Here is a 12,074-nt window from a genome sequence, read left to right as displayed (position 1 = left end):
CTATCCTGGCGTTGCCGACCGGCCGCGAAGGTGTTCGATCGTGGATTGGGTGAGCTCATCGAACGAGTGGATGCGCGTGTCGGCACGGTGTTCGACGCTAGGCGGAACCCGGGGGTGGACGGCCCCGGGGCGATCGATCTGGATGGTCCTCCAGCCCAGCCTGCGGGGGGCAAGAAAGTCCTTCGCCGGGTTGTCTGCAACATAGACAAAGGCATCGCACTCGCCCCGGTAATATGCTTCGACCGCCTCGAAGGCACGGAGATGCGGTTTCCAATAGTCCGGCCCCCATTCATCCGTGCAAATCATGGGTTGGATGTCGAAACGTTCCAAACCCAGCGCGGCAATCTTGGCTCGTTGGGCAACGGCATGTCCATCGGTGATGAGCGCGAGCGCGAACCCATGGTCGGAGGCCAGAAATGCCTCGGCGTCGATGGCGAGCGAGATAATTGGAGGATGCGACCGGTATTTCTCGACGAGGAGATCGATAAAGGCCGGTGCCGGCGTGACGCCGAGCTCGGCCAGGGAGCGATCGAACAGGCGGTCGCGGATTCCTATCTCACGCAGCGTTTCGGCTATGGCCTGAAAGCCCAGAATGCCCGTCTCCCGCTCCAGCCAGTCGGATAGCCAGGCGATGCCACTAAGGACATACGCCTCCTCCAGATAGAGCGTGTCATCCAGATCCAGGACGACCGCGGTGGTCACGGTTCGACGAATATGGCTGCATCGTAGCGAAGCATGACCACGTCTTCGGTCCAATCGTTGCCGGCGCTGCTGGGCATGCCCAGCCGCGCTTCGATCAGCCAGCGGGCGAAAGCGGCGCCAGCATGGTCGGCGAGCGGGTAGCCACCGCCAAAGCGGGCGTTGATTTCGAAGACATTCGCCGCTCCGTCGGGCGAGACCATCGCCTGATAGCACAGGACACCGCGTGCGCCGGGAAGGGCGGCGGCGATCTTCTCGCCAATCTCGATGAGGCGCGGCGCCCGGCGCGTCACGCCTTTCTCGACTTCGCCGGCGCGGATCTTGATCCGGCGATGCGGGACGACCGCGCGCAAGCGGCCAGCATTGTCGATATAAATGCTGACGGTCCATTCCTCGCCGTGCAGCAGCGTCTGGACGATCATCGGTTCGTCCTCGCCGGGTGGAAGATCGGCGGGACTCTGGACGATCGACACCGCGCGCCCGGAGCTTCCATGGCGCGGCTTCAGGAGCACCGGCCAGGTCCAGCTTCCGGGGTTCTCCCGAACCGCGGCCAGCGTTTCGGTTCGGGGAGTCGGAACACCTTGCGCCGCGAGGAACTCCGCTGTTTTCAATTTGTCCCGCGCGATGTCGATGACGGCCGGCGCGCTTGCGGCGATCTCAGCGCCCAACGTGTTGAAACGATCATGCGCGTTCGCCAGTGGCTCGAGATCCGGATCGATCGTCGGTATGACGAGCTGGACGTGGCGACGACGGCATATCGCCAGAAGCTCATCGACATAGCCATCGTCGGTCGCCGGCGGCACGGCGAATGCCTCATCGGCAACATGACAAGCCGCGCTCAGATCGGGCTCCAGGTCGCACGCCAGCAATTCGAGCTCGACGCCGAGCTGTTCTGCGCCGCGGCGAAAGGCCTGCAGCAGGGCGACGCGCCGTCCGGCTGATGTGACGAGCATCGTCAGGCGCTTTCGCCCACCGGTCCCCTTCACGCCGTCGAGCGCGATATCCCCCGTGTCGATTTGTGTCAGCATGTCTAGATTACCTCCCGGATCAACAGGAAAGCCTCGGCCGCGCGCCGGTGGACCGTTGCGCCGCGCAACATTGCCAGCGCGCGGATCGCCTCCGGCGAACGCTCGTTTGGAAAGGCGCAACATTGCGATCGATAGGCAGCGAATGCTGCCAGTTTGCGATCCAGCGTGGCCTCGATATCGACATAGACGGTCGGCGCGAAAATCGGCTCGACATAGGGTGCGGACCAGTTTGATTCCGACAGCGTCTCGTAGGCGAGGATCGTGTGCGGATAGGTTGCCTGGCGGGGTCGCGCGGCGACCATGGTCGAGCGGAAAACCAATTGGTGGTCGAGATGGACATCACCGACGAACGGGACGAAGATCGTGTCGGGCCGCACCGCGTCGATCAGCCTGCCGATCGCGGCGTTGAGATCGGCATGGGGAACCCCGTCGAGCTCGGCGGCGGGAAGATCGAGATAGTGCGTGGCTCCAACGCCAAGCAGCGCATGCGCCGCGGCGGTTTCCGCGCGAAGCTGTTCGACGCCGGCCGGATCATATCGTGGCGGCTTTCCGGTAGTGACGATCGCGACGTCGACCGTGGAGCCGGCCTCGGCGAGGCGCGCCATGGTGCCGCCACACCCCAAGACTTCGTCGTCGGGATGCGGCGCCATGATCAGGATGCGACCGGCCTTGCGCGGGAAGCCCTCCATCGATCAGGCTCCCACGATGCTGTGCAGCGCAGGCAGTTTGCCACCCGGCGCGGTAAAGTCTGAAACGCGGATCGCCGTGCCATCGCCGCATCGGACGACGAAACCCTGATCCGTGCGTCCGATCACCTGGCCGGGCAGCGCATGGTGGCGACAATCGCCTTCCTCCCGCCGCGCGGACCAGATCGTCACGCGGCGATCGCCATCGCCGGCAAAGGCGCCCGGATAGGGTCGCCCGACCGCGCGGATCAGTCGTTCGACGTCCGTCGCCGTTCGAGTCCAGTCGATCCTGCCGTCTTCGGGTCGCCGGCGCGCGGCCCAGGTCGCGAACCGGTCGTCCTGCCGCTCGCCCGGGCAGTCGCCCTCAAGCAGCCGCGGCAGTGTCTCGGCCAGCAAATCGCCCAGTGCCGCCATGTGTCTGGCGTAGAGCGAACCGGCCGTTTCGTCGGGCGCGACATGCAGATATCGCTGCGCCAGGATCGGGCCGCTATCGGTTCCTTCGTCGATCCAGAAGAGCGTCGAGGCCGTGATCTTCTCGTCGAGCAAGATGGTCCAGGGAATGACGCCCCGGCCGCGCAATCTGGGCAATGCGGCCGGATGATAGCCCAGGACGCGCCCGCCCGCTGCCTTGCGAAAGGCCTCGCCGCACAATTGCGACCAGCCGATCACGAAGACCACGTCCGGCGCGAAGGTTTCGATTTGGGACAGGAAGGCGGCGCTGTTGATGTCGGCCGCGTGAAGGAGCGCGGCGTTTGCTGCGGCCGCCGGTTCGGTAAGATCGACGAAATCCGAATGCCGGTGCGCAAGCTCCGGCGGCAGCGTTGCGATCGCGGCCAGGGTCCAGCCCGGCGCGCGCGAGATCGCGCCGGCCGCGACCCGCGTGCTTTCAACCGCGCCGATCAGCAATGCTCGCATGGCCCCGCTCGATGTTGAGAGTGTTGATGCGCTCGCCCCCGACGAGCATCGCCGCCGTCCGGCACAGAATGCCGAGATCGAGCAGCAGGCTGCGATGATCGATGTACCAGAGGTCGAGTGCGAGCTTGTCCGCGTCGCTCAGGAGCGTATTGCCATTGACTTGCGCCCATCCCGTAAGACCGGGCTTGACCTTGCCCCGCGCCCGGCCTGCCGCGCCCATATTGTCGACGGTTTCCGGCAGCAGCGGTCGCGGTCCGACGAGATTCATTTGCCCACGAACGACGTTCCAGAGCCCGGGTAATTCGTCCAGCCGCGTGCGACGAAGCACGCGACTGGTGGCGGTGAGGCGCGCCGCGTCGGGCAGCGGTCGCCCCTCGATATCGTTGACGCTCCGCATGGTACGGAACTTGATCAGGTCGAAGCCGCGTCCCGCGGCGCCCGCCCGGCGCTGTCTGAACAGGATCGGCGTGCCCAATGTCGACAGCACGACGAGCGCCACGACGATCGTCAGCGGGAGCAACAACAGCGCGCCCGGCAGGGCGAGCGCCATCTGCAACAGCGGGAAATCGCCGATCGCGCGGCGCGGTCGATCGCGGACCGCGTCGTTCCCATCCGTGTCGAGCCCCATGACGTGGAGAAGGTCCGCATTGACCTTGGTGACATCGAAGCGTCGACAGGCCGTCTCGCGCGCGTTGGCACCCATGCACGCGACAAGTTCCGGCTCTTCAATGAACCGGACCATCGCCTCGGCCAGAGCTGGCGCGTCACGGGGTGGCACGAGAAAACCGTCGGAGCGATCCGTGACCGCGTCCCTGCAGCCCGGCGTGTCAGTGGTGATCACCGGGTTGCCGCACGCCATTGCTTCGAGAATGGTTCGCGGCAGACCTTCGCGATAATAGGTCGGCAGGACGAACACGCTGGCGTCGGCGAGGTGCGGCGCAACGTCGCGGGTTTCGCCAAGATAATCGACGTCACCCGCCGCAGCCCAAGCCTGGATCTCCGCAAGGGTGATGCCCGTTGGGTTGGGATCGACCGGCCCGAGGATGCGGAAACGCGCCTCCGGGAAGCGCGCGCGCACGAGTCTTGCGGCCTCTACGAACTCGACGAGGCCCTTGTCGCGCATCAGTCGCGCAACCATCAGAAAAACGAGTGGGCCGCCGATCGGCTGGCCAGGCTTGAACCGATCGACGTCTACCCCGGAGCCCGCGACCTGCACCACATGGTGACCCGCCCGCAGGATTCCGTGATGGCGCATCTCGGCCTCGTCATCGCGATTGAACAGGATGACCGAGGACGCGCGGGCAATGCCGATGCGGTAAAGCAGCGAGACGATGCGGCGCAGTAGCGCATGGCGCCGGCCGGGGATGTCGCTGTAGACATGACCCAAGCCGCTTACCATCGCATGGAAACGCGCGCGCCCGCCTGCGATCCTGGTTGCCAGCCCGCCATAGATGATCGGCTTCTGGGTGTAGGCCAGAACAACGTCCGGCGCCTCCACGCGCATCAGCGTGACCAGGCGGCGCACCGTAGCGAGATCTCGGAATGGGTTGACGCCGGTCCGGTCCATCGGAACCTGGCAATATCGCACGCCGATCGCCGACAGCGCCGCGGCGGTTTCCGGATCATCGTCAGGCGCGCACGCTATGACCTCATGTCCTTCCTCGACCATGGCGGAGATCAGCGCGCCCCGGAAATTGATCAGCGAATAGGAGAGGCTGGCGAGGATGACGACCTTCATGCCGGCCGAGCCCCAGCACCGCGCATGCCGGACCCGCCCCAGTCCGTGGTCGGGGCGAAGGTGCGGTCGAGCACCGCGGCGTACAGGCGGCGATATTGCAACGCGACCTGGCGAAGCTCGAACTGGCTGAGGACTCGCTCCCGCGCAGCAGCGCCCATGCTGGTCCGTCCGGCTTCGCCGAGGGCCGCGATCCGAACCAGGGCCGCCGCCATCGCGTCGACGCTGCGGGCGGGCACGGTCAGCCCAGTCTCGCCCAGGATCGATGCGCAATCGCCAATATCGGTTGCCACGCATGGCAACCCGCAAGCCATCGCCTCGCCAAGGATGTTGGGAAATGCCTCTCCCCATGCCGACGACAGCGCGACAATGTCGACGCCGGGGAGCCAATCCGCGACGTCGGTGCGCTGGCCCGCCAGTGTCACGCACTCCGCCGGCAGGCGGTCGGCGATGAGCTTCGCGAGCGCAGGCGGGGGTTTGTCGAGATCCGATCCAACCATCAGCAAATGCAGATTGGCGCCCGCGCCACGCGCTTCGGCAACCGCATCGACGAGCATGGCGTGGTCCTTCATGGGATGAAGACGCGCTATCATGGCAACGACAACGGGCTCGTCGGAGATGCCGAACACACTCCGCAAATAGCTCCGCCGGCTCCGATCGGGTTTGTAGTAATCGCAGTCGAAGCCGTTGGGGATATAGGCCGCGCGACCGCTGGCAAAACCGATGGCTTCGTGCTCGCGCGCCGCTACCTGGGAGTTGTAGATGATCGCGGCGGCGGAGCGCGACATGCGCGCGCTGAGGGCAAGCAGGCGCCTGGTCGTCCGTGTCTCCAGTGCTGGGTCGCTAAGCGAGTGGCGCACGTTCCAGACGACCGGCACCTGCGATCCCTGGAAGAATCCGGCGACGCTCGCGGCAAGATTGCCATGATACATCCATCCCTGGATTACATCGGGATTGACCCTGGCAGTAATGCGCAACAACCGGATCAGTCCGGCTGGCCCAACCATCCCTCGCTTCATGTCGAGCGAATAGACCGGGCATCCAGCGCCGCGCAGCGCGGGCAACATGACACCGGGGCGCATCAGCGACAGCACGCTTGAATCGTTGCGGTCGTTGCCGGCCCCGGCCTCAATGAGCTTCACCAGCATCGCCTGCGCCCCGCCCATGTCCAGGCTGGTCGTGACATGCTCGATAGCGACCGGCGGACGCTTGGCGGGGATCGGCTTCGGCGTCATGCCAGACTCTCTCGGTAGATCTCGCTGATCGCCCAGACATGGCGATCGATGCCGAAACTGGCGCGCGACTCGGTCTGCGCACGCGCTGCGATCGACCGGGCGAGCGCCGTATCGACCATCAGCCGTCCCACCTGCCGCGCAAATTCCGACGGTTGATCCGGCGGCACCAGGACGCCGGTTTCGAAGTCCCGGATCGCCTCGAGATTGCCCCCCGACGCCGCCGCGATGACGGGCGTTCCCAGCAGCATGGCTTCGATCAGGGTCCTGCCGAATGGCTCGTCGACTGCCGGCACGACCAGCATGTCGCTGCCGGCTAGCCAGGACTCGATCGGGTGCCGGAACCCCATCAGACGTACAATATTCTTCAGGCCCAACCGGTCGATACGCTGCTCGAGCAGCGCTTGCTGGCCCGGCTCGAATTCTTCGCCGAACATCAACCCGACGATCGGCCGTGTCGGATCGGCCTCCCGCAGCGCCGCAATCGTGTCGACGAATACGAGCGGCCGCTTCCGCTTTGCGAAGTGGCCGATAAAGGTCAGGATCAACGCCTCCGCGGGAACATCGAGCGCGTCGATCACGGTTGCGCGCGCGGCCTGCCGGTCGATGGCGGTGTTCGTTGTATCGAACGGGCTGAACACCACCGAGCTTTTCCGGTTCGCGGAGAGAAAACCGGGCGCCGGGGTGGCGAACCGTGAGACGCAAATCACCCGGTGTGCGAGGAATGGCGCTACATAACGCAACCCGGTCGCGCGAGGGTTGCCGCGGTGGTGCCAGATATGGCGCGCGCCGGCGAAATGCGCGGGCAGCGTCCAGGTAGCGTGCATCGGACCTTCATTGGTATGGACGATCTGCACGTGCCGATCGCGCAGGAACGCGGTGGCGCTCCGAACCAGCCGGGAGCCGTGCCGAAGCATCTTCGCCATTGCCGAAAGGCCGCTTCCGGACAGCGCGTCGATCGGGGCGAGCTCGGCGTTTATGCCCTTTGCTCGAAGCAACTCGCTGAGCGGCCCTTCGTCGCGATGCACGAGAACCAGCGGTTCATATCGGGTGCGATCGAGCGAGCGGATCAATTCTATAGCGGAAACATGGCTTCCGCCGATGATGCCGCCGGCGAACGGGAAACATATGACCGTTCGTTCGCGGGCTTGGTCGGCGGTCGAGATCGGATGACCGGTAGCGCCGAGCGCTTCGCTGGTAGCTGGACCGCGCGGCTCGGATGCCGGACTCGGCGCCGCTTCTTCCCGCTCGTCGGCCGTTGGAACCGCTGTTGTGCTCATGCCTACCGTGCCCCTGGCGTTCCCGGACTCAGCCGGAAGGCGGAAATCTACGCGGGGCATGGGTCACGACGGGCTTGCTAATCCGGTCATCTCCTTTTGGGGTATGCGCAAGTGCCACCGCGTGCCCAAAATCGGCGTGAGTGTGTCTCCACCACGCAATAGTTAATCCATTGCGGGGATCTTGGGCTGGAGGACCACCCGAATCGACTGATTGGTTGTCCAAAAGGTCAGAACCGTCTGCTCGACTTCCCTATGATTCTATCGCGCTTAAGGTGCGGAATCAGCGGGAAGATAACATATGCGATCCTCGCATCAGCGATGCCAACGAAGCGTGATTATGTCTTTGTTTGCATTGTAGATCGTCCAACGGGTGGAGATTATTATGGTAAATCATGCCGGGTTTACTCAGATAATTCCTTCTCGGCATACCGTCGTTACTTGTTCGATCGATGCGCTTATATCCTCGTCCAGTGTCGCGATCGCGCTGGTCCTCCGCGTTGGAAGTGAGCGCGCCGGGGAGATTCTCCAGGAATTCCCGATGGCCGTGCCGCTGTTTCTCGTCATCTCGATGGCGACATTCGGAGCGATGAAAACCCATCGTCGACTATGGCGCTTTGTGTCGGTTGATGACGTCGTGGAGATTGCCAAGGGCACGACGCTCGCGATTATCTTTTATCTCCTGCTGTTGGTCCTGACCGATCATCTCTCATGGATGCCGCGGTCGATCCCCGCGATCCTGTGGCTTGTCCAGGTCACGGCTATGGGTGGCGTCCGCGTGCTTCGTCGGCTCGTTGCGGAATATCTGAGCGGTAGCGTCAATCCGCCACGACCGATCCTGTTGCCGCGATCGCGCAAGGTGCTGCTCGTCGGGTGCAGCGACCGCGTCGAGCGGCTGCTGCGCTATATCGAACATGAAGGCGACACGGGTCTCGAGCCGATCGGCATTCTCGACACCGTAGGCGCACGTGGGCCGATGCAGGTGCGGGGCGTCCCGATCCTCGGCTCGACATGTGAGCTGAGCCAGGTCGTCGAGCGGCTTGAGGCTGCCGACCAGCGGCCCCAATGTCTGTTGTTCGCGACCCATCCCGATCAACTGCGAGGGAGCGCGACGGTCGGTATTGCGGCCGAGGCGCAAGGCCTGAACCTCGACGTCGCCTATCTCCCCGGCCTGACCGCCTACAATCCGACCTCGAGCGAAAAGCTCGATCTGCGCTTCATCGACATCGCCGAGTTGCTCGGCCGGCCCCAGGTTGGGCTCGACACCAAGGCAGTGGAAGCAGCGATCGCCGGACGCCGCGTGTTGGTGACGGGGGCCGGCGGCACGATCGGGCGCGAACTCGTCAGGCAGATCGCCGCCTTCGGGCCCGATCGCCTGATCCTCCTCGATGCGTGCGAGTTCAACCTCTACGAGATCGACCTCGAGATGTGCGAGAACCACCCGGGCGTGCCGCGCACGCCGGTGCTGTGCTCGATCCGGCAGCGCCAGCAACTGATGCGGGTGTTTGCGGAGCATCGTCCCGAACTGGTGTTCCACGCCGCGGCGCTGAAGCATGTGCCGCTGGTCGAGAAACACCCGACGGCCGGTGTGCAGACGAACGTCCTCGGTACTCGCAACGTGGCCGACGCGGTCAGGCGTTACGGTGCGCGCGCGATGGTGCAGGTTTCGACCGACAAGGCGGTCAATCCGGTCGGTTTCATGGGCGTGACCAAGCGCCTGGGCGAACTCTATTGCCAGGCTTTGGACCTGGCCGGTGCCGACCTGGATGACGCGCCGCGATTCATGACGGTCCGGTTCGGCAATGTGCTGGGGTCGAGTGGCTCGCTCATCCCGCTATTCCAGCGCCAGCTCAGTCGGGGCGGACCGTTGACCGTGACCCACAAGGACATCGAGCGCTTCTTCATGACGGTGCATGAGGCCGTCCAATTGGTGCTCCACAGCGCCGCGCGCGGCCTGCTCGACGAGGAAAACCGCGGTCGGATCTATGTGCTGGACATGGGCGCGCCGGTCCGCGTGATGGATGTCGCGCGGCGCATGATCCGCCTCGCCGGCCTCGAGCCGGACCTTGACGTCGGGATCGAGATCGTCGGGCTCCGCCCGGGTGAAAAGCTCTTCGAGGAATTGTTCGACAGCAGGGAAGAGCAGCTTCCGTCGGGTATGCCGGGCGTTTTCGAAGCGGTCTCGCACGTCGTTCCCCAAACCATTCTGCAGCGCGCGTTCGACCAGCTCGAAGAAGCCGCCGGCCACGGGGACGACAAAGCCTGCCGCACCATCGCCTCGTCCCTGTTGTCGCGTGAAGCGGAGCCGGCCCGGCGTCACAGGGAACCCCAGGTCGCACCGCCGCGGCTGGTGGCTCAACTCAGCTAATCAGCAGGAGGCCCGCTTGCCGACCAGCAGCACGAAAATGGTGACCTCCGCCGAGCCCAATGTGCGGCATCTCGCAGCGGTAGTGCCGACGCCAAGCCGGGCAGGGCCGATCCGTTCGAGCTGGCCGACCTATGCCGAGGATGAGATTGCGGAAGTTGCCGAGGTTCTTCGCTCCGGCCGGGTCAACGCGCTGCATCATGGCGAGCGATGCAGGGCCTTCGAGGCGGCCTTTGCCGCGCGTTGCGAGCGCCCCCATGGCATCGCGGTCGCCAATGGTACGCTGGCGCTTGAACTGGCTTTGCGGGCCTTGGGATTGGGGCCGGGTGACGACGTGATCGTTCCCGCGCGCAGTTTCGTCGCTAGTGCGAGCTGTGTGGTGACGGTCGGTGCCACGCCGATCTTCGCCGATGTCGATCCCGACAGCCAGACCCTGAATGCGTCCACGATCGCAGCGGCATTTACGCCGCGGACGCGCGCGATCATCGTCGTGCATCTGGCCGGTTGGCCGGCGCCGATGGACGAGATCATGACTCTCGCCGATGCCCTCGGAATTTTGGTAATTGAGGACTGTGCTCAGGCGCACGGCGCGACATGGGATGGTCATCCTGTCGGCAGTTTCGGCGCGGCGGCCGCTTTCTCCTTTTGCACCGACAAGATCATATCGACTGGCGGGGAGGGTGGGTTGCTGCTTCTTCGCGACAGTGAAGCCTGGCAATGCGCCTGGGCGTTCAAGGACCACGGCAAGACGCCTGCACAGGAACCGGCGCAACCCAACAATGGGCAATTCCGATGGCTCCATAAATCGGTCGGCAGCAACTACCGTATGACGGAGATGCAAGCGGCAATCGGTCTGCAGCAGCTTGGCAAGCTGGATCGGTGGGTCGCCGACAGGAACCGCAATGCAACGATCCTCAATCGTCATCTTGCCGCATCGCCGGCGATCCGTACCGTCTTGCCGCCGGCTCCGATCGTCCACGCTTATTACAAATATTACGCCTTCGTCCGGCCCGATCTCCTTCGGCCGGGATGGTCTCGTGATCGTATCCTGACCGAGCTGATCGCCAGGGGCATTCCCGCCGGGAGCGGGATTTGCCCTGAAATCTATCGGGAACAGGCCTTTGTCGGTACTTCGTCTGCCCCTCTGGCGCGGCTGCCCGTTTCGAAGATGCTGGGGGAGACAAGCCTGATGCTACCTTGCGACCAGACACTGGACGTCGCCGATGTCGAGCGAATGGCGCGAACCGTCGAGTCAGTCCTGTCGAAAGCTAGTGACTAACCGGGGATAGGCATGACACAGCGGCCGCTTCCGCAATTCCTGATCATCGGTGCGGTGAAGGCGGCGACGACCTGGATCGCCGATCAATTGCGCGCCCGCGACGACGTCTTCATGCCGGGACCCGAGCCGCATTATTTCAGCCGCGACTATGACCGTGGCGTGAGCTGGTACGCGTCATTATTTGCGGACGCGCGGTCCGACCAGTTGATCGGCGAGAAATCCGCCGACTATCTTGCGGAGAGCGAGGCTCCCGCCCGTGCCGCGGCACTCTTGCCCGACGCGATGCTGATCGCGCAGCTCCGCAATCCGGTCGATCGCGCTTATTCGGACTATTGCATGCTCTATCGACGCGGCCAGGTCGGCGGCGATGTCGAGCGATATCTCGACACGAGGTCGGCGGTTCCGCGCTTCCTGGAAAACGGACTCTATGCTCGGCATATTGCCCGGTGGCGTGATCACTTTCCCGCCGATCGACTGAAAATCATTCTCTATGACGATATTCGCGCGGATCCCGAACGGGTGCTGGCCGACGTGTGCGGCGTATTGCGGCTGCCGCCGACGATCGATGCCGAGCGCGTGCGGCGGCGCAGTAACGACAGCGAGGCGCCACTGGTGCCGTTGGCGCTGCGACGCCTGCCGCAACCGATCAAGAACCTGGTCGCGCCGCTGCGCGGCAATCCGGCGTTCGAAGCCACGCGGCGGATTTTTGCGCGCTCGGTCGACTATCCGCGTCTGAGCAGCGACCTGCGGATGCGACTGAACGACTATTATGCGGACGATGTCGCCCAGCTCGGGCGCATTCTCGATCGGGATTTGAGTGCTTGGAGCGACGCTGCGCGTCCGGTTCCATGACGGCAT

Annotated in this window: 10 protein-coding genes; 3 read left to right on the top strand and 7 right to left on the bottom strand. The window is 64.5% G+C overall.

All coding sequences use genetic code 11. The features are described from left to right. The 7 genes from SMA01S_RS05185 to SMA01S_RS05155 are packed head-to-tail and all read right to left on the bottom strand — an operon-like array spanning nt 1 to nt 7,575. On the bottom strand, nt 1-702 hold the full coding sequence (locus tag SMA01S_RS05185) for an HAD family hydrolase (RefSeq protein WP_066818820.1): 702 nt from the start codon (nt 700-702) through the stop codon (nt 1-3). Next, nucleotides 699-1,727: an ATP-grasp domain-containing protein gene (locus SMA01S_RS05180; protein ID WP_084250096.1), complete on the bottom strand. Its 1,029-nt coding sequence runs from the start codon at nt 1,725-1,727 to the stop codon at nt 699-701. The genes SMA01S_RS05185 and SMA01S_RS05180 overlap by 4 nt, the downstream gene beginning before the upstream one ends. A gap of 2 nt (nt 1,728-1,729) precedes the next feature. Further along, nucleotides 1,730-2,416 carry a PIG-L deacetylase family protein gene (locus SMA01S_RS05175; protein WP_066818818.1) on the bottom strand — a complete coding sequence of 229 codons (687 nt, stop codon included), beginning with the start codon at nt 2,414-2,416 and terminating at the stop codon, nt 1,730-1,732. A 3-nt stretch (nt 2,417-2,419) separates the two neighbouring features. Further along, nucleotides 2,420-3,328 carry a methionyl-tRNA formyltransferase gene (locus SMA01S_RS05170; RefSeq protein WP_066819220.1) on the bottom strand — a complete coding sequence of 303 codons (909 nt, stop codon included), beginning with the start codon at nt 3,326-3,328 and terminating at the stop codon, nt 2,420-2,422. Continuing rightward, on the bottom strand, nt 3,300-5,066 hold the full coding sequence (locus SMA01S_RS24100; RefSeq protein ID WP_084250095.1) for a sugar transferase: 1,767 nt from the start codon (nt 5,064-5,066) through the stop codon (nt 3,300-3,302). Before SMA01S_RS24100 ends, SMA01S_RS05170 begins: the two co-directional genes overlap by 29 nt. After that, complete coding sequence (locus SMA01S_RS05160; RefSeq protein WP_066818816.1) at nt 5,063-6,298, bottom strand: glycosyltransferase; 1,236 nt, start codon at nt 6,296-6,298, stop codon at nt 5,063-5,065. Before SMA01S_RS05160 ends, SMA01S_RS24100 begins: the two co-directional genes overlap by 4 nt. Then, nucleotides 6,295-7,575, bottom strand: a complete 1,281-nt coding sequence (locus SMA01S_RS05155) for a glycosyltransferase family 4 protein (RefSeq protein WP_084250094.1) — start codon at nt 7,573-7,575, stop codon at nt 6,295-6,297. The genes SMA01S_RS05160 and SMA01S_RS05155 overlap by 4 nt, the downstream gene beginning before the upstream one ends. A gap of 538 nt (nt 7,576-8,113) precedes the next feature. Between SMA01S_RS05155 and SMA01S_RS05150 the strand changes: the two genes are divergently transcribed. The 3 genes from SMA01S_RS05150 to SMA01S_RS05140 are packed head-to-tail and all read left to right on the top strand — an operon-like array spanning nt 8,114 to nt 12,068. Next, entirely contained in the window at nt 8,114-9,940 is a 1,827-nt protein-coding gene (locus SMA01S_RS05150; RefSeq protein WP_066818814.1) for a nucleoside-diphosphate sugar epimerase/dehydratase, read from the top strand. Nucleotides 9,941-9,956: 16 nt separating this feature from the next. After that, nucleotides 9,957-11,216 carry a DegT/DnrJ/EryC1/StrS family aminotransferase gene (locus SMA01S_RS05145; RefSeq protein ID WP_245649163.1) on the top strand — a complete coding sequence of 420 codons (1,260 nt, stop codon included), beginning with the start codon at nt 9,957-9,959 and terminating at the stop codon, nt 11,214-11,216. 12 nt (nt 11,217-11,228) lie between these two features. Further along, nucleotides 11,229-12,068 (top strand): sulfotransferase, encoded by an 840-nt coding sequence (locus SMA01S_RS05140; protein ID WP_066818811.1) that lies wholly within the window; start codon nt 11,229-11,231, stop codon nt 12,066-12,068. Nucleotides 12,069-12,074 lie beyond the last annotated feature (6 nt).

Origin of the sequence: Sphingomonas mali NBRC 15500 (assembly GCF_001598415.1) — a bacterium.
Lineage (GTDB): Bacteria > Pseudomonadota > Alphaproteobacteria > Sphingomonadales > Sphingomonadaceae > Sphingomonas > Sphingomonas mali.
Note: the sequence above shows the minus strand (reverse complement) of the source record. Positions and strands in the feature narration are given on the sequence as shown.